The sequence below is a fragment of the Methylobacterium sp. J-026 genome (assembly GCF_022829585.1).
In the GTDB taxonomy this organism is placed as follows: Bacteria; Pseudomonadota; Alphaproteobacteria; order Rhizobiales; family Beijerinckiaceae; genus Methylobacterium.
In genome coordinates, this window is the sequence record NZ_JAKSYC010000054.1 from 1 (window position 1) to 16,725 (window position 16,725).

At 71.7% G+C, this 16,725-nt stretch carries 16 protein-coding genes; 8 read left to right on the plus strand and 8 right to left on the minus strand.

Annotation, left to right across the window (positions count from 1 at the left end; all coding sequences use genetic code 11):
* The 5 genes from MKK69_RS03475 to mutL form a co-directional block, all read left to right on the plus strand.
* Positions 1 to 525 (plus strand): ABC transporter substrate-binding protein (locus tag MKK69_RS03475; RefSeq protein ID WP_243965479.1); only part of this gene is annotated, 525 nt, incomplete at its 5' end.
* A 28-nt stretch (positions 526 to 553) separates the two neighbouring features.
* Entirely contained in the window at positions 554 to 1,441 is an 888-nt protein-coding gene (locus MKK69_RS03480; RefSeq protein WP_243965487.1) for a branched-chain amino acid ABC transporter permease, read from the plus strand.
* Positions 1,442 to 1,462: 21 nt separating this feature from the next.
* Positions 1,463 to 2,449 carry a branched-chain amino acid ABC transporter permease gene (locus MKK69_RS03485; protein ID WP_243965489.1) on the plus strand — a complete coding sequence of 329 codons (987 nt, stop codon included), beginning with the start codon at positions 1,463 to 1,465 and terminating at the stop codon, positions 2,447 to 2,449.
* A gap of 73 nt (positions 2,450 to 2,522) precedes the next feature.
* Positions 2,523 to 2,873 carry a hypothetical protein gene (locus tag MKK69_RS03490; RefSeq protein WP_243965498.1) on the plus strand — a complete coding sequence of 117 codons (351 nt, stop codon included), beginning with the start codon at positions 2,523 to 2,525 and terminating at the stop codon, positions 2,871 to 2,873.
* Between the two features lie 88 nt (positions 2,874 to 2,961).
* The gene (gene mutL, locus MKK69_RS03495) at positions 2,962 to 4,923 is read left to right on the plus strand and encodes a DNA mismatch repair endonuclease MutL (RefSeq protein WP_243965502.1); all 1,962 of its coding nucleotides are present in this window, start codon (positions 2,962 to 2,964) and stop codon (positions 4,921 to 4,923) included.
* 3 nt (positions 4,924 to 4,926) lie between these two features.
* On the opposite strand, the gene MKK69_RS03500 is transcribed toward mutL, so the two are convergent.
* The 6 genes from MKK69_RS03500 to MKK69_RS03525 form a co-directional block, all read right to left on the minus strand.
* Positions 4,927 to 5,250 (minus strand): DUF6285 domain-containing protein, encoded by a 324-nt coding sequence (locus MKK69_RS03500; protein ID WP_243965505.1) that lies wholly within the window; start codon positions 5,248 to 5,250, stop codon positions 4,927 to 4,929.
* A gap of 2 nt (positions 5,251 to 5,252) precedes the next feature.
* On the minus strand, positions 5,253 to 6,263 hold the full coding sequence (locus tag MKK69_RS03505) for a phosphotransferase family protein (RefSeq protein ID WP_243965507.1): 1,011 nt from the start codon (positions 6,261 to 6,263) through the stop codon (positions 5,253 to 5,255).
* 3 nt (positions 6,264 to 6,266) lie between these two features.
* On the minus strand, positions 6,267 to 7,034 hold the full coding sequence (locus tag MKK69_RS03510; protein WP_243965512.1) for an SDR family NAD(P)-dependent oxidoreductase: 768 nt from the start codon (positions 7,032 to 7,034) through the stop codon (positions 6,267 to 6,269).
* Position 7,035: 1 nt separating this feature from the next.
* Positions 7,036 to 8,214, minus strand: coding sequence for a beta-ketothiolase BktB (gene bktB, locus MKK69_RS03515; RefSeq protein ID WP_243965514.1), 1,179 nt, complete (start codon positions 8,212 to 8,214; stop codon positions 7,036 to 7,038).
* A gap of 16 nt (positions 8,215 to 8,230) precedes the next feature.
* The gene (locus tag MKK69_RS03520; RefSeq protein ID WP_243965516.1) at positions 8,231 to 9,436 is read right to left on the minus strand and encodes an acyl-CoA dehydrogenase family protein; all 1,206 of its coding nucleotides are present in this window, start codon (positions 9,434 to 9,436) and stop codon (positions 8,231 to 8,233) included.
* Positions 9,437 to 9,780: 344 nt separating this feature from the next.
* On the minus strand, positions 9,781 to 11,433 hold the full coding sequence (locus MKK69_RS03525; RefSeq protein WP_243965522.1) for an AMP-binding protein: 1,653 nt from the start codon (positions 11,431 to 11,433) through the stop codon (positions 9,781 to 9,783).
* 221 nt (positions 11,434 to 11,654) lie between these two features.
* Between MKK69_RS03525 and MKK69_RS03530 the strand changes: the two genes are divergently transcribed.
* The 3 genes from MKK69_RS03530 to MKK69_RS03540 all read left to right on the plus strand — a co-directional run bounded on the left by MKK69_RS03530 (position 11,655) and on the right by MKK69_RS03540 (position 13,967).
* Positions 11,655 to 12,194, plus strand: a complete 540-nt coding sequence (locus MKK69_RS03530; protein ID WP_243965535.1) for a phasin family protein — start codon at positions 11,655 to 11,657, stop codon at positions 12,192 to 12,194.
* On the plus strand, positions 12,191 to 13,129 hold the full coding sequence (locus MKK69_RS03535) for an alpha/beta fold hydrolase (protein ID WP_243965544.1): 939 nt from the start codon (positions 12,191 to 12,193) through the stop codon (positions 13,127 to 13,129). Before MKK69_RS03530 ends, MKK69_RS03535 begins: the two co-directional genes overlap by 4 nt.
* 391 nt (positions 13,130 to 13,520) lie before the next feature.
* Entirely contained in the window at positions 13,521 to 13,967 is a 447-nt protein-coding gene (locus MKK69_RS03540; RefSeq protein WP_243965546.1) for a helix-turn-helix domain-containing protein, read from the plus strand.
* A 228-nt stretch (positions 13,968 to 14,195) separates the two neighbouring features.
* Here MKK69_RS03540 and rsmD read toward each other — a convergent pair whose 3' ends face one another.
* Both rsmD and MKK69_RS03550 read right to left on the minus strand, forming a co-directional pair.
* Complete coding sequence (gene rsmD, locus MKK69_RS03545; protein ID WP_243965563.1) at positions 14,196 to 14,753, minus strand: 16S rRNA (guanine(966)-N(2))-methyltransferase RsmD; 558 nt, start codon at positions 14,751 to 14,753, stop codon at positions 14,196 to 14,198.
* A complete protein-coding gene (locus tag MKK69_RS03550) occupies positions 14,750 to 16,663 on the minus strand; it encodes a pseudouridine synthase (RefSeq protein ID WP_243965576.1) in 1,914 nt (637 codons plus the stop codon). Before MKK69_RS03550 ends, rsmD begins: the two co-directional genes overlap by 4 nt.
* Positions 16,664 to 16,725: the final 62 nt, after the last annotated feature.

Here is a 16,725-nt window from a genome sequence, read left to right on the forward strand (position 1 = left end):
ACGATCAATTCGATCAAGCAGGCCGGCGAGTTCGGCATCACCGAGGGCGGGCAGGCTCTGGCCGGCCTCCTGGTGTTCTCCTCCGACGTGCACTCGCTCGGCACCAAGGTCGCGCAGGGGCTGGTGCTCACCGAGCCGTTCTACTGGGACCTGAACGACCGTACCCGCGCCTTCTCCGACCGCTTCGCCAAGCAGATGAAGGGCGGCTCGAAGCCCACCGCCAACCATGCCGGCGTCTACTCGGACGTGCTCCATTACCTGAAGGCGGTGGCCGAGCTGAAGTCGACCGCCGACGGCGCCGCCACGGTCGCCAAGATGAAGGCGATGCCCACCGACGATCCGCTGTTCGGCAAGGGCATCGTCCGGGCGGACGGGCGCAAGATCCACGACATGTACCTGTTCGAGGTCAAGAAGCCCGCCGAGTCCAAGGGCGAGTGGGACCTCTACAAGACGCTCGAGACCATCCCCGGCGATCAGGTCTTCCGCCCGCTCAACGAGGGCAACTGCCCCCTCGTGAAGGGTTGAGGCACGGTCGCGGCGCGGAGGGGAGCCCATGACCACGATCTTCGGCGTTCCAATGCAGGCCCTGTTCGGGCAATTGCTCCTCGGCCTGATCAACGGCTCGTTCTACGCGATCCTGTCGCTGGGGCTGGCGATCATCTTCGGGCTCCTGAACATCATCAACTTCGCCCACGGCGCGCTCTACATGATGGGCGCGTTCGTGGCCTGGATGCTGCTCACCTACGTGGGCTTGGGCTACTGGTGGGCGCTGGGGTTGGCGCCTCTGGTGGTGGGTGCCTTCGGCATCGTTCTGGAGCGCGTGCTGATCGCCCGGCTCTACAAGCTCGACCACCTCTACGGCCTGCTCCTGACCTTCGGCCTCGCGCTGATCATCCAGGGCCTGTTCCGCAACCAGTACGGCGTCTCGGGCCTCCCCTACGCGATACCGCCCGAACTCTCGGGCGGCCAGCGCCTGCCGTTCATGTTCCTGCCGAACTACCGGGCCTGGGTGGTTGTCGCCTCGCTCACCGTCTGCATCGCCACCTGGCTCGTCATCGAGAAGACCAAGCTCGGCGCCTATCTCCGCGCCGCCACCGAGAACCCGACCCTGGTCCAGGCCTTCGGGGTGAACGTGCCGCTGTTCCTGACCCTGACCTACGGGTTCGGCGTCGCCCTTGCCGGTTTCGCCGGAGTGCTCGCGGCACCGATCTACTCGGTCAATCCGAACATGGGCGCCGACATCATCATCGTGGTCTTCGCCGTGGTGGTGATCGGCGGCATGGGCTCGATCATCGGCTCGGTGATCACCGGCTTCGCCCTCGGTCTGGTCGAGGGGCTGACCAAGGTCTTCTATCCGGAGGCGTCGGCCACCGTGATCTTCGTGATCATGGTGCTGGTGCTGCTCGTCAAACCCGCCGGCCTGTTCGGGCGCACGGCCTGACCGCGAACTGAGGCTCCACCCATGGCCGACACCGCCGCCATCGACGCCCCCCCGATCGCCGCCGCGCTGCCGGTGCGCCGGGACGACAAGGCGCTCCATCGCCTGATCTTCGTGGGCATCGCCCTGCTGCTGATCGGGGCACCGATGCTGCTGTATCCGGTCTACCTGATGAAGGTGCTGTGCTTCGCGCTGTTCGCGCTGGCCTTCAACCTGCTGCTCGGCTACGGCGGCCTGCTCTCCTTCGGCCACGCCGCCTATTTCGGCATGGCGAGCTATCTTTGCGCCTATACGGCCAAGAGCCTCGGCTTCACGCCGGAATTGGCGATCCTGTCGGGCACCGCCACGGCGGCGCTGCTCGGGCTCGTCTTCGGTTCGCTGGCGATCCGGCGGCAGGGCATCTACTTCTCGATGATCACCCTGGCGCTCGCCCAGATGGCGTTCTTCTTCGCGCTCCAGGCGAAGTTCACCGGCGGCGAGGACGGCATCCAGGCGGTGCCCCGGGGCAATCTGTTCGGAATGATCAGCCTCGCGGACGACCGGGCGATGTACGGCCTCGTCTGCGTGATCTTCATGGCCGGGATGCTGCTGATCTACCGCATCGTCCACTCGCCCTTCGGCCAGGTGCTGAAGGCGATCCGCGACAACGAGCCGAGGGCGATCTCCCTGGGTTACCGGGCCAGCCAGTACAAGCTCGCGGTGTTCGTGCTCTCGGCGACGCTGGCGGGGCTTGCGGGCTCCACCAAGGCGATCGTCTTCCAGCTCGCGTCGCTGACTGACATCCACTGGTCGATGTCGGGGGAGGTGGTGCTGATGACCCTGGTGGGCGGCATGGGCACGGTGTTCGGGCCGATCGTCGGCGCGTTGGTGATCGTCACCATGGAGACCTACCTCGCCCAGTTCGGCGCCTGGGTGACGATCATCCAGGGCTGCGTGTTCGTGCTCTGCGTCCTGCTGTTCCGGGAGGGGATCGTCGGCCTGATCGCCCGGGTCACGCGCAGGCCGCTCTGACCATGCCCGTGGTGACGGTTCGTTAACCAAGAACGGCACAACCTGCAGTTCCAAAGCTGTCAGGTTCGCCATCATGAAGGCCCGCTCCCTGAGCATCGACGATCCGGCGCTCGATTGCCCGATCCCGCCTGAGACGGTCGGACGCCTGATCAAGGCGGATCCGGACGGCGCCGCCTCCCTCCTCGACGGTATCCCCGAGGCGACCCGGGCCCGTCTGGCGGTCTGGCTCTACGGCCGCAGCCACACGCACGAGATCGGCGTCCGGGTGGCGGCGACCTGCGACGGGGCGACCCTGCGCCGGGCTGCCGGCATCGTCGGCAACGCCCTCTACGACCTGTCCCGGCGCCCCTACGCGGCGCCGAGCCACGGGACGCGGGCCGGCACGGGCCGCATCACCCTGGGCGGGGCGCAAAGGCGCGCCTGAGCGCCGCTGTCGCGGATCGGGGCTGCAACGCGTCGAACGTGGGCAGCCGCCTTCCGGGACGATGCGCCAGGGTCTATCCTCGCGGCCGATGTCCACCCCCGCACCCTCCGTCCGACGCCTCGACCCCGTGCTCGTCGACCGCATTGCGGCGGGCGAGGTGGTGGAGCGCCCGGCCTCGGCCGTGAAGGAACTGGTCGAGAACGCCATCGACGCCGGCGCCCGCGCCATTGAGGTCACTGTGGAGGCGGGGGGCCGCCGGCTGATCCGGGTGGTCGACGACGGCCGCGGCATGAGCCCGGACGACCTCGAACTCGCCGTCGAGCGCCACGCCACCTCCAAGCTCCCCGGCGGCGATCTCACGGCGATCGACACGCTGGGCTTCCGCGGCGAGGCGCTGCCGTCGATCGGCGCGGTGTCGCGGCTGACCCTCGTCACCCGGACCCCGGAGGCCGAGGCGGGGGCGAGCCTGACCGTGGCGGCGGGCCTCAAGGGTCCGGTCCGCCCGGCGCCGGCGCAACGCGGCACGCGGATCGAGGTGACCGAGCTGTTCGCCGCGACCCCGGCCCGGCTGAAATTCCTGAAATCCGACCGGGCCGAGAACGCCGCCATCGCCGATAGCCTACGCCGGCTCGCCGTGACGCAGCCCGGCATCCGCTTCACCCTCCGGGCCGATGCCGGCCAGCCCCTGGTGCTGCCGGCCGAGACCGGGCCGGAGGCGGAGCTGCGCCGCCTCGCCGCGGTGCTGGGGCCGGATTTCGCCGCCAACGCCCTGCCGGTCTCGCTGGCCCGGGAGGGTTTTTCGGTGACCGGCCATGTCGGCCTGCCGACCTATCACCGGGGGGCGGCCAACCACATCCACCTCGCGGTCAACGGCCGCCCGGTCCGCGACCGGCTGCTGCTCGGGGCGGTGCGCGGCGCCTACGCCGACACCCTGGCGTCCGATCGCCACCCGGTGCTGGGCCTCACCATCCTGTGCGATCCCGAGCATGTCGACGTGAACGTCCACCCGGCGAAGACCGAGGTCCGCTTCCGCGAGCCGGGCCTCGTACGGGCCCTGGTGGTGAGCGCGATCCACGACGCCCTGCGCCGCGGCGGTGTCCGCTCGGCCACGACCGGTGCGGCCCGGACCCTCGACGTTCTGCGCCCGGCCGGGCCGGGCCTGGCGATCCATACGGGCGCGGCCGTGCCGAGCCTGTTCCAGCCGTCGCGTCCGAGCTCCTTCGCGGTCGGCGCACCCTCGGTGGCGGCGCCGCCGGGCTACCGGCGGTCGGATTCCTGGAGGCCGGCGCCGGTTCCGGACGTGGCGGCCTTCGACCCGATCGGGGAGGGTGGCTTCGGCGAGGCGGCCCAGGCCGTGTTCGAGCGGTCCGGATCGAGGTCCGACGCGGCGGCCCCGCCGCAGGCGGATGTCCGCCCCCTCGCCGAGGCTGCCGAGGCGCTCGACCATCCGCTCGGGGCGGCGCGGGCGCAGATCCACGGGACCTACATCCTCGCCCAGACCCGCGACGGCCTCGTGATCGTCGATCAGCACGCCGCCCACGAGCGCCTCGTCTACGAGCGGATGAAGGCCGAGCGCGCCGCTGGCGGCATCGCCCGCCAGGGCCTGCTCATCCCCGACGTGGTCGAGATGAACCCGGACGAGGCCGACCGGCTGGTCGCCGCCGCGCCCGACCTCGACCGGCTCGGCCTCGCCGTCGAGGCGTTCGGGCCCGGCGCCGTGCTGGTGCGCGAGGTGCCGGCCGCGCTCGTCGGCGCCTCGGTGAGCGATCTCGTGACCGACATCCTCGACGCCCTCGCATCGAGCGGCGACGAGGAGGGGGGCGCCCCCGCCGCGGAGGGCGGCCCGCTGGGGCGCCGCCTCGACGCGGTCCTGTCGCGGATGAGCTGCCACGGGTCGGTCCGCGCCGGCCGCCGCCTGCGGCCCGAGGAGATGAATGCGCTCCTGCGCGCCATGGAGGCGACGCCGAATTCCGGCCAGTGCAACCACGGCCGCCCGACCTCGATCGAATTAAAACTCTCCGACATCGAGCGCTTGTTCGGCCGCCGGTGACGCTCAACCGCCCGGCGCGGGCGGCTTCCAGATCTGCGCCGCCACCTCCGCGGCCGCGCTCAGGGCGGCGTGGAGATCGGGATCGGCATCGCGCGCGCCGGCGCGGATCGCCCGGACCAGGGCCTCGACCGGCACGCCGGAGAGGACGTTTTCGCCGGCCGCGTGCAGGCGGTCGGCCTCGGCGATCTCGCGGGCCGCGATGCCGATCGCGTTGGCCACCATCAGGGCGACGTAGCGCGGGCGCCCGGTCAGGCCGGGGACCACCTCCTCGGTCAGCGCCCGGCGGGCGGCGTCGAGGAGGGCCGCGCCGGAGGGATCGTCCCGCATGCTCATCTCCACGCCCCGGGGGCCGTCGCCCGCAGGATCGCCCGTTCGAGATCCGGCACCATCCGGCCGGTCAGCGCCAGTTCCAGGGAGAATTCCCGGCCGGAGACGTGCCGCGCGCCCTGCTCCAGGGCGATCACCGCCCAGCGCAGATGCGCCATCACCTCCCAGTAGGCGACGCGCGCCGGATCGATGGCGCGCCCCCCGGCCTCCGCGTAGCCCCGGTAGAAGGCCGCGCGGGATCCGATGCCGCCGGCCTCCAGATCGGGGCGACCGAATCGCCAGCAGGCGGCGCAGAACCAGCCGAGATCCTGGGCCGGATCGCCCCAGCCGGCGAATTCCCAGTCCAGCACCGCGGTGAGCCCGGCGGCGTCGACCATGTAGTTGCCGGTGCGGAAGTCCCGGTGCACCAGGGTCGAGGCGGCGCAGTCCGGCGCGCAAACCTCGCCCCAGCGCAGGCCCCACTCGATCGCCGGCCTCGAGGCCCCGATCCCGTCGAGGCTGGCCCGCAGCCGCGCGATCTCGGCCCGTGCCGGGTCCGGTTCGGGCGCGCCCAGGAAGGCCAGCGCGGCGGGGGGCGCCCGCGGGTCGAGGGCCGCGTGGATCCGGGCGAGTTCCCCGCCCAGGGTCTCGGTGAGGCGTTCGCGGTCGCCGCCCAGGGTCAGGTCCTTGGCGATGCGCGGCCCCAGCCCGATCCCCTCGACCAGTCCCATCAGCGCGAACGGCGCGCCGATCACCCCGGGATCGTCGCAGACGCCGACCGGCTCGGGAACCTTCACCCCGGCGGCCCAGACCGCCTCCAGGATGTGGAACTCCTCGGCGCGGGACCGGCTCGACGCGATCGTCGCGGGGGCGTCCATGCGCAGCACGAAGGCCCGCGTCCCGCCGTCGAGCCGGCAGCGGACCAGGCGGTTCTCCTGGATCGAACCGCCGCCGAGGGGGCGGATGTCCTCGATCACCAGGTCCGGGCAGCCGAGATGCCCGGCGATCCAGGCGCGCAGCCGATCCTGATCCATCGGCTACAGGCCCGAGACGAGGTGGCCGCCGTCGACCGCGACGACGCTGCCGGTCATGTAGGCGCCGGCCTCGGAGGCGAGGAGCAGAAGCGGGCCGTCGAGCTCGGCCGCCTCGCCGAGCCGGCGCTGCGGCACGCGTTTGATCAGCGCCTTCCCGGCGTCGGACTCGAAGAACGCGTCGTTCAGCTCGGTCTTGATGTAGCCGGGCGCCAGGGCGTTCACCCGAATCCCGTGGCGCGCCCATTCCAGCGCCAGGCTCTTGGTGAGCTGCACCACCCCGGCCTTCGAGGCCGCGTAGGGCGTGAGACCGCCGGTGACGCGCAGGCCAAGGATCGAGGCGATGTTGACGATGCTCCCGCCGGTGCCGTGCATAACCATGCGCCGGCCCGTCGCCTGCGCGACCAGCCAGACGCCCTTCAGGTTCGTGTCGAGCACGGCGTCCCAATCGGCCTCGTCGAGGTCGAGGGCGGGCTTGGTCGCGGTGATCCCGGCATTGTTGACGAGCACCCGGACCGGGCCGAACCGTGCCTCGGCAACGTCCAGCGCCCGCTCGATGCTGCCGGCGTCGGTCACGTCCATGACGACGGCGTGGGCCTGACCGCCCGCGGCGGCGACCCGCGCGACGGTGTCGGCGAGGGCCTCCGCCCGCCGGGCGCAGAGGGTCAGCTGCGCCCCGGCGCGCGCGAGCGTCCCGGCGAAATGGCGGCCGAGGCCGCTGGAGGCGCCGGTGACCAGGACGTGCCGGCCGGCGAGATCGAAAAGGTTCGACATCTCAGTGCATCCGTTCGAGGGCGAGGGCGATGCCCTGGCCGCCGCCGATGCACATGGTCACGAGCCCGTAGCGGCCGCCCGTGCGGGCCAGCTCGTAGAGGGCCTTCACCGTGATGATCGCGCCCGAGGCGCCGATCGGGTGGCCCAGCGCGATGGCGCCGCCGTTCGGATTGACCTTGGCGGGGTCGAGATCGAGGGCGCGGGCGACCGCGCAGGCCTGGGCCGCAAAGGCCTCGTTCGACTCGATCACGTCGAAATCGGCGGCGCGCAGGCCGGTCCGGTCCAGAAGGCGCCGCACCGCGGGGACCGGGCCCATGCCCATCTCGGACGGGTCCACCCCCGCATGGGCATAGCCGACGATCCGGGCGAGCGGCGTCGCGCCCGTGCGCTCGGCCTGCGCGGCGCTCGACAGGACCAGGGCGGCGGCGCCATCGTTCAGGCCCGAGGCGTTGCCGGCGGTGACGCTGCCGGTCTTGGAGAAGGCCGGGCGCAGCTTGGCGAGGTCCTCGACGCCGGTGAGCTTCGGGTGCTCATCGGTGTCGAACGCCACGGTCTCGCGCTTGCGTTGGACCGGGACCGGCAGGATCTGCTCGCGGAACCGGCCCTCGCGGATCGCCCGGGCGGCCCGGGCCTGGCTCTCCGCGGCGAAGGCGTCTTGCTCGCCCCGGGAGACCGCGTAGCGCTCGGCCACGTTCTCAGCGGTGACGCCCATATGGCCGTGGCCGAACGGGTCGCTCAGCACACCGACCATGTAGTCGACGAGGCTGACATCGCCCATCCGCTGGCCGATGCGGCCGGAAGTCAGGAGATGCGGCGACCGGCTCATGCTCTCGGCGCCGCCGGCCAAGGCCGTGTCGGCGTCGCCCAGCAGGATGGATTGCGCGGCCGAAACGATCGCCTGCAGACCGCTGCCGCAGAGGCGGTTGACGGTGAGGGCCGGCACTTCCTTCGGTACCCCGCCCTCGATGGCGGCGACGCGGGCGATGTAGGCGTCCCGCGGCTCGGTGGGGATGACGTTGCCGAACACCACATGTCCGACGGTCTCCGGCGCCGTACCGGACCGCTTCAACGCCTCCGCCACGCAGAGCGCCGCCAGCTTGGAGGTTGGCGTGCCCGCGAGGCTACCCCCGAAGGTGCCGATCGCGGTCCGCACCGCGCCTGTGATCACGACATCGGTCATCGTTTCGCTTTCCGGCTCACGCCTCGACCGCCCAGCTCCAGAAGGCATCGCCTTCGGCTTCCAGGCTGCGGTTGAGCACCATTTTGTGGACCTCGTCAGCCCCGTCCACCAGCCGGGCCTGCCTGGCGTAGCGGTAGATCCATTCCAGCGGCGTGTCGGTGGAATAGCCCCGGGCGCCGTTGATCTGAATCGCGACATCGGCGGCCGCGTGCAGGAGGTTTGCCACGTGCACCTTGGCCATCGAGACCTCCTTGCGGGCGAAGCTCCCCTGATCCAGCGCCCAGGCGGCCTTCATCACCAGCAGGCGGCCGATCTCGATCTTCATGGCGAGGTCGCCGAGCATCAGCTGGATGCTCTCGCGGTCGGCGAGCCGGATCCCAAACCCGTGGCGCTCGGCGGCGTAGGCCCGGGCAACCTCGACGCAGCGCTTCGACAGGCCGAGCCAGCGCATGCAGTGGGTCAGCCGCGCCGGGCCCAGGCGGATCTGCGTCAGCTTCAGCCCGTCGCCCTCGTTCATCAAAACGTTCTGGGCCGGGATCTCGATCCCGTCGAAGAGCAATTCACAATGGCCGCCATGCTCCTCCGGGCCCATGATCGGGATGCGGCGCAGGATCTCCCAGCCGGGCTGGTCCCGGTGGAACAAGAAGGCGGTCAGGCCCTTGCGCGCGTCGTCCGAGGTCCGGGCCATCAGGATGAAGTGCGCCGCTTCCTCGGCGCCGGTGATGTACCATTTGCGGCCGGTGACCACGTAGGTGTCGCCCCGCCGCTCGGCCCGGGTCTGGATCATGCCCGGGTCGGAGCCGCCGCCGGGATGCGGCTCGGTCATGGCGAAGGCCGAGCGGACGGCGCCGCGCACGATCGGGGCGAGCCAGCGCTCTTTCTGGGCGGGCGTGGCGACCTTCTCCAGCACCATCATGTTGCCGTCGTCCGGCGCCGCCGAATTGAACACCACCGGCCCGAAGATCGAGCGGTTCATGGCCTCGTAGCAGACCGCCATGCCGACCTTGTCCAGGCCGGCGCCCCCGGTCTCCGGCCTGAGCTGGAGGCACCAGAGCCCCTCGGCCTGCGCCAGGCCGCGCAGCCGGGCGAGGTCCGGCAGGCCGATATTGCCGTGGCCGTCATAGGCGGAGGGGTCGGATTCCAGCGGCAGGATGTGGGTGTCCACGAAGGCCGCGATCCGGGCGCGGTAATCCTCCACGCGGGGGGAGATGGTGAAATCCATGTCGGGTCGCGGCCTCCGGCCGATGCCTCTAGCGCCGTGCGGACCGGTATTCTTACAGGATCGGCCGCCGTTATCTGCACCGCGACGAACACGAACCGGGTCGGTGAAACGTATCCCTTCGACGCGGCTCCCGCGCGGTTCATCCAGGACCCGGCCGGCTCGGTTCGGTCGCGGATCGATCCTGCGGGCTGGCGGCCGGGGTCGCGCCGGGAGAGTTGTCGGTCCAGCCGGTCGACATGTCGAGGCCGCAGCGGAGCGGCGGTCTGCGCTCATGACAACCCCGGTACGCCCGGGTGGCAGGCGGGACATCGACGGCATCCGACGCGGCGACGTTGCGGCTCCGGTCAGAAATCCCGCGCCCGGTCCCGGAGGACGAATTTCTGGATCTTCCCGGTCAAGGTCTTGGGCAGGGGACCGAAAACCACGGTCTTGGGCACCTTGAACCGCGCCATCCGCCCGCGGCAGAAGACGATCACGTCCTGCGCGCTCGGCGCTTCCGTGCCGGGCTTCACCTCCAGGAACGCGCAGGGGCTCTCGCCCCAGGTCGGGTCCGGCCGTGCCACCACGGCCGCCAGCATCACCGCGGGATGGCGCATCAGCACCTCCTCCACCTCCAGGCTGGAGATGTTCTCGCCCCCGGAGATGATGATGTCCTTCGCCCGGTCCTTGATCTCCACGGATCCGTCCGGATGCCAGACCGCGAGGTCGCCGGTCCGGTACCACCCGCCGGCGAGCGCCTGCGCGGTGGCATCGGGATTGCCGAGATAGCCCTTCATGATGGTGTTGCCGCGCAGACAGATCTCGCCCACCGCCGTTCCGTCCCGCTGCACCGGCCGGTCAGTGGCCGGGTCGATGACGGTCACGTCTTCGAGGGTCGCGAGCGGCACGCCCTGGCGCGCCATGCGGGCGTAGCGGTCGTCCTCGGACAGGTCCGCCCAGTCCGGCTGCGCCAGGCAGACGGTCGCCGGTCCGTAGCTCTCGGTCGCGCCGTAGAGATGCAGCACCTCGAAGCCCAGTTCCTCCATGGTGCGGATGATCGTCGAGGAGGGCGCCGCCCCGCCGACGGCGCACCGGACCCGCTGCGGGAAGGCGCGCCGGTCCGCGGCCGGGGCGTGCGCGATCATCGAGAGGACGATCGGGGCGCCGCAGAGATGCGTCACCCCGTGTTCGGCGATCAGGCGGAAGATCGCGGCCGGCTCGACCTTGCGCAGACAGATCTGGGTCGCGCAGGCGGCGACGCTGGCCCAGGGATAGGACCAGCCGCTGCAATGGAACATCGGCAGCGTCCAGAGATAGACGCTGTCGGCGGTCAACCCGAAGGTGACGGCGTTGCCAAGCGCCTGAAGATAGGCGCCGCGGTGGCTGTAGACCGCGCCCTTCGGATCCCCGGTCGTGCCGGAGGTGTAGAGCAGGCAGAGGGACTGCCATTCGTCGGCGGGTCCGGTCCAGGCGTGGTCCGGATCGCCGGCCGCGAGCAGCGCTTCGTAGGGGATCGCACCGGGTATGCCGGTCTCGCCGATCGCCACCACCAGGATCGGCTCGGGACAGGCGCTCAGGGCCTGGGCGGCCAGCGGGGCGCAGTCGGCCTCGACGAGCAGCACCCGGGCGCCACCATGGGCCAGCGAGAAGGCGATCGTCGCTGGATCGAGGCGGGTGTTCAGCGGGTTCAGCACGGCGCCGAGCATCGGCACGGCGAAATGGGCCTCGATCATCTCGGGGACGTTCGGGGCGAGGATCGCCACGGTGTCGAGGCGCCCGATCCCGTGCCCGGCCAGGCCCGAGGCCAGGCGGCGGCAGCGCGCGTAGAGTTCGGCATAGGTCAGGCGCCGGGCGCCGTCGATCACCGCAATCCGCCCGCCCGCCGCCGCCGCGGCGCGCGCCAGGAGGCTCACCGGGGTCAGGGGGACGTGATTGGCTGGAGTCCGGTCGAGGTCGGTCTCGAACGGGTGACGGCCGGCGGCGCCGGACCGTGCGGGGCGCGGATGGGACTCCGTCATCGTTGTGCCTTCTGGTCGGGCGCGAAATCGTTGTGGCGCGTGGCGTTCGCTCCGACGGAGGATGATTTCCCGCCCGACCCGGCTGTCAATCGCCGCCGCGTCCCGGGCCGGTGCCCCCGTCCGGTTCTGTCACCCCGCATGGTTGACGGCGGGGCGACCCTGGCCGATGCCCGTAACCTGGGGTCGGGCCGATCCGGGCCGGCGATGGAGGGAAGGCGACCGTGGGGAACGACAACGGGCCGATGGTCTCCACGCAGGCGGGACGGGCCATGGCCGAGGGCGGCGTGGCGCGGGCGCGCGAAGCCTACGAGCGCTTTGCCGAGGCCGGCGAGATGGCGTTGAACGCCTTCGAGGCCTCGATGGCCCAGACCTTCGAGGGGTGGCGCTCGGTGATGGGCTCCAGCCGCGAGACCGCCAACCACCTCAGCGAGAGCAACGCGGCGGGCGCCCGGCGGATGCGCGAGCAGTGGGAGGCCGCTGGTGCGCGCCTCTACAACGCCTTCGAGGACAACACCGTGCACACGCTGGCGGCGATGCGCGAGATCGGGCATCGCGTGCTCGTCGCCTCGGACACGAACGTCCGCGCCACCCTGGACTATGCCGAGCGCGTCGCGCAGGCGGCCGATGCCCGGGAGGCGGCGGCCCTGAACGCGGCCTTCCTGCAGGAGCAGGCGCGCCGGCTGACGGACCAGATGGTCGACATCCACCAGACCACCGGCCGGCTCGCCCGCGAGGCCGCGGCGCGCACGGAAAAACCGTGACGGCCGACCCGGCGGCGCGCGCGCTTCCGGTGACGGCGATGCCGCGGCTCGACGATCTCAGCCAGGCCGACGTTCCGTTCCGGACCGGCGATTTCCTCGCCTACGCGCCCCACGATTTCCACCGCATCGCCTATGTCGAGTGGGGCGACCCGGACAGCGCGCGCGTGGTCGTGTGCGTCCACGGACTGAGCCGCCAGGGCCGGGATTTCGATCCCCTCGGCTACAGGCTGGCGAAGATGGGCTACCGGGTCGTCTGCCCCGACCTGCCGGGGCGCGGGCTCAGCGGCTGGCTCAGGGATCCGGAACTCTACGGCCTGCCGCAATACGCCGCCGACATGGCGGCGCTCATCGCGCATCTGCGGATCCGCGGACCGATCGACTGGGTCGGCACGTCCCTCGGCGGCCTGACCGGCATGGTCCTGGCCGCGTCGGCCAACACGCCGATCCGCCGCATGGTGATCAACGATATCGGTCCGTTCCTGCCCTGGGCGCCGATCCGCCACATCGGCTCGCGCCTGCGCGACGCGCCGCGGCTGCACCACAACCTCGCCTCGGGCGAGTCGCGCCTGCGCACCGTCCTCGGATCCTTCGGGCCGCTGACCGACGAGCAGTGGCGCCACATCGCCAAATACAGCTTCTTCCGGGAGCCGAACGGAGGCTGGCGGCCCCATTACGATCCGGGCATCGGCGACGCGTTCAGGCCCGGACGGGTCTACAGCGTCAGCATGTGGCGCGACTGGGACGCGATCACCTGTCCGGTCCTGCTGTTGCGCGGGGCGCAATCGGAACTCCTCCTCGCCGCCACCGCCGACGAGATGACCCGGCGGGGGCCGCCGACGGAGCGCGTCGAGATTCCGGATTGCGGCCATGCCCCCGCCCTCCTGGACGATCGCCAACTCGCGATCGTGACGGATTGGCTCGGGCCGGCATCCTAGCCCTGCGACGACGGCGGGCATGATGCGGCGGGGCTGCGCCCAGCGGAATCGCGTCAGTCGAACTCTTGGGCGATGCCGGCGCGAATGTGCATCTCCGTCGCCGCTTCAAATATTCATCCGCCGATCCCTGCGTAGTTTAATCGGTGCACAATAAGTTCAATACAATGCGCGCGCCGAGGCGCGGACGGGCATTGCACAGATCGCGCAACCATCTTCGATATCTCAGATGTCGCCGCCGCGACCTTTCGTTGCGTGCTGGGCTTGGCTGTGGCATCTACTGATCGCAGGCCAGATTCCCGGCCGCACGATATGGCAGCTGTGTGTTGTGGTCGGCGGTTCGGGGTGCGGTTGTGCATGCCCGCCAACAGAGACGACGTTCGGACCCCGACCCATGGCCAAGTCCAGTCCAAAGCCGAAGCAGACGACGGCGATCGATCATGGCGTCGGCAGCCGCATCGCGTTCCTGCGCGCGGCGAACGGGCTGAGCCAGTCCGCCTTGGCCAGCGCGCTCGGGGTGAGCTTCCAGCAGGTCCAGAAATACGAGACGGGCAAGAACCGGGTCGGGGCTGGCCGCCTGCAGGCGATCGCCGAGCGGCTCGGCGTCCCGGTATCGAGCTTCTTCGAGCCGGAGGCCGAGAACGCGGCGGATAACGGTCCGGCCTTGCTGCGCGTGTCCGGGGCCGTGGAACTCCTGCGCGCCTACAATCAGATCGCCGACGATCAGATGCGCCGCGATGTTCTGAGCCTCGTGAAATCCGCGGCGCGGATCGGCCACCAGCGGGCCATCGAGGCCGCCGCCGCGGACAATGCCTCCCACAGTGCGGCTCCGGGCGCCTGAGGTCGACCGGCGCGCTCGGCCGAGACGGGCCCCGCAGACGCGATGGGACCCGGGTAGGGTCGTCGCGAAGCCTCACCATCGGCCGCTGTCGGGAAGGGTGCCTCGAAGCGACCGGTCCGTCGACCGTCCGGCTCCCGCATCGTCTGCTCCGAAAGCCGGAGGGTCACCCCGCGGGACGGTGTTGGCCCGATCCGGCGGGTGAGCTGACCGACGGCGCAGTTCGCGCGGTCAGGCGGCGAACCGCGCCAGGGCGACGGCGGTCTCGCCGTAGGCGCGCCGCTCCAGTTCGGCGAACCCGTCCGGCCAGTCGAAGCGCACGGTCTCGGCCTCCTCGACCACCACGAGGGCGCCCGGCGTGAGCCACCCACCCGCGGCTGCGCTCGCCAGAGCCCGGGGCGCGAGATCGCGATGATAGGGCGGATCGCAGAACAGGAGCGAGAACTGACCCGCCGTCCCGGCCGCGCCGAGCCGGGTCGCGTCGCGCCGGAACAGGCGCGTCACGCCCTCGGCGCCGAGGGCCTCGATGTTGGCGCGGATCACCGCCCGGGCCTCGGTCCCGTCATCGACTAGGAGCGCGTAGGCCGCACCCCGCGAGAGCGCCTCGAAGCCGAGCGCCCCGGTGCCGGCGAACAGGTCGAGCACCCGGGCTCCCGCGAAGGCGTCGTCGTAGGCGTGGGCCAGCACGTTGAACAGCGACTCCCGGAGGCGATCCGAGGTCGGCCGGATGGCGGAGGTGCGCGGCGCCGCGAGCCTGCGGCCGCGCCAGGCACCTCCGACAATCCTCATCGCGTCCCGCGCGGCGGCCGCCCACCGCCGGGCTTGCTGCCGAACCCGCCGGGCTTGCCGCCGCCCGGTCGTCCGCCGGGTCTTGCACCCCCGCCGGACCCGCCCCGGCCGGGAGCCTTTCCGGCGAACCCGCCGGGCTTGCCACCGAACCCGCCGGGCTTGCCACCGAAGCCGCCCGGTTTGCCGCCGAACCCGCCCGGCTTGCCCCCGGGCCGGGCACCACCCGGTTTCGGGCCGCCGAAGGCCGGCTTGCCGCCGTCCTGACCCCGCTTCTGGGTCCGAAAACCGCCCTTGCCGGCACCCGCGCCTTCCGCCGAGCCGGCGTTGAAGGGGCGCTCGCGCCGCTCATCCGTCCTGGGTCCCCGCCGGTCATCCGGCCTGGCATCGCCCCATGGGCGCTCGGCGGCGCGTGCCGGTGGCCGGTTCGGCCGCTCGCCGCCGCCGCGCTCGCCGCGGGATGCCGGGGCCCGCTCGCCATACGGTGCGGGGCCGCGCGCGCCCCCGGATCCACCCGCACGACCGGAACGCCCGCCGGCGTCCCGCTGCGGCCGCTCGGACGGGCCGTCATCGGCGTAGCGGCGACGCGGTTTCTCCTGGGGCGCAGGCTCGACCGGGGTCGCGGCGAGGCGCTCCACGACGACGCGGCGGTCCCCGGCCCGGATCGAGCCGACGCGTTCGCGTCCGCGTTCTGCGGCGGCGGCCTGCGCGGCCCGTGGATCGGCGCCGCGGCGGGGGATGCGCGTCCCGCGCGGCTTGGAATCGTCGTCGTCGCGCCAAGCGGCGTTGCGCGGTCCGGACCCGGATCCACCCGTCGAAACGCGCGGTGCGGGGGCGGGGCGCGCGGCGTTGCGCCGGCTCGCGGCGCCCCCCTGGGCGGTCTTCGCACCGCCATCCTCGGCCTTGGATCCGCCGAACGGCACGATCGGCTCGCGCACCGGGCTGTCGAAATCGACGCCGGCCTGCTCGGCGAGCGACTTGCCGAGCTGATCCTTGAGGACCCGGGTGCGGATCTCCTCGACGAGGCCGACCTCCAGATCGCCGAGCTGGAACGGCCCGAAGGACAGGCGGATCAGCCGGTTCACCGAGAGGCCGAGATGCTCGAGGATCCGCTTGACCTCGCGATTCTTGCCCTCGCGCAATCCCAGCGTCAGCCAGACATTGTCACCCTGCACGCGGTCGAGCATGGCCTCGATCGGGCCGTACTCCATCCCGTCGATCGTCACGCCCTTGGCGAGCTTGTCGAGCTGGGCCTGATCGGTATCGCCATGGGCGCGGACCCGGTAGCGGCGCAGCCAGCCGGTGTCGGGATGGGCGATCACCTTGGCGAGGCCGCCGTCGTTGGTGAGGAGCAGCAGCCCCTCGGTGTTGATGTCGAGGCGTCCCACCGCGACGACCCGGGGCAGATCCTCGGGGAGGACATCGAAGACGGTCTGCCGGCCCTCCGGATCGCGCGCGGTGGTCACGAGGCCCCTGGGCTTGTGGAAGATCCACAGGCGGCTGCGCTCCCGCAACGGCATCGGCTCGCCGTCGATCAGGATGCGATCGTCCTCGGTGACGTTGCGTGCCGGCGAACTCAACGTCTCGCCGTTGACGCTCACCCGGCCGGCGAGGATCATCGCCTCGGCATCGCGCCGCGACGCGATCCCGGCGCGCGCCATCGCCTTGGCGATCCGTTCCCCGGGGGGCGTCGGCGCCTCGGCGGGATCGGCCGACGGGTCCTCGGCCGCCGGCTCGGACGGGGGGCGCACGGGGCGTCGCTTTTCCGGACGCGGCTTGGCGGCGGATTCGGCAGGCGCCGGCTCGGCTGCGCTGCCGGCGTCGGTCGGCGGCGTCCAGCGCCCCACCCGCGCGGTCTCCGGGTCCGGACGGGCGGGACCCTCCGGCGTGTCGTCTTTCGGCATGTCGCTCATGCCCGGGCCTTAGCAGAGCCGATACCGACAGGCGAGACGGGTCTTTGAGTCTGGAACGCCGT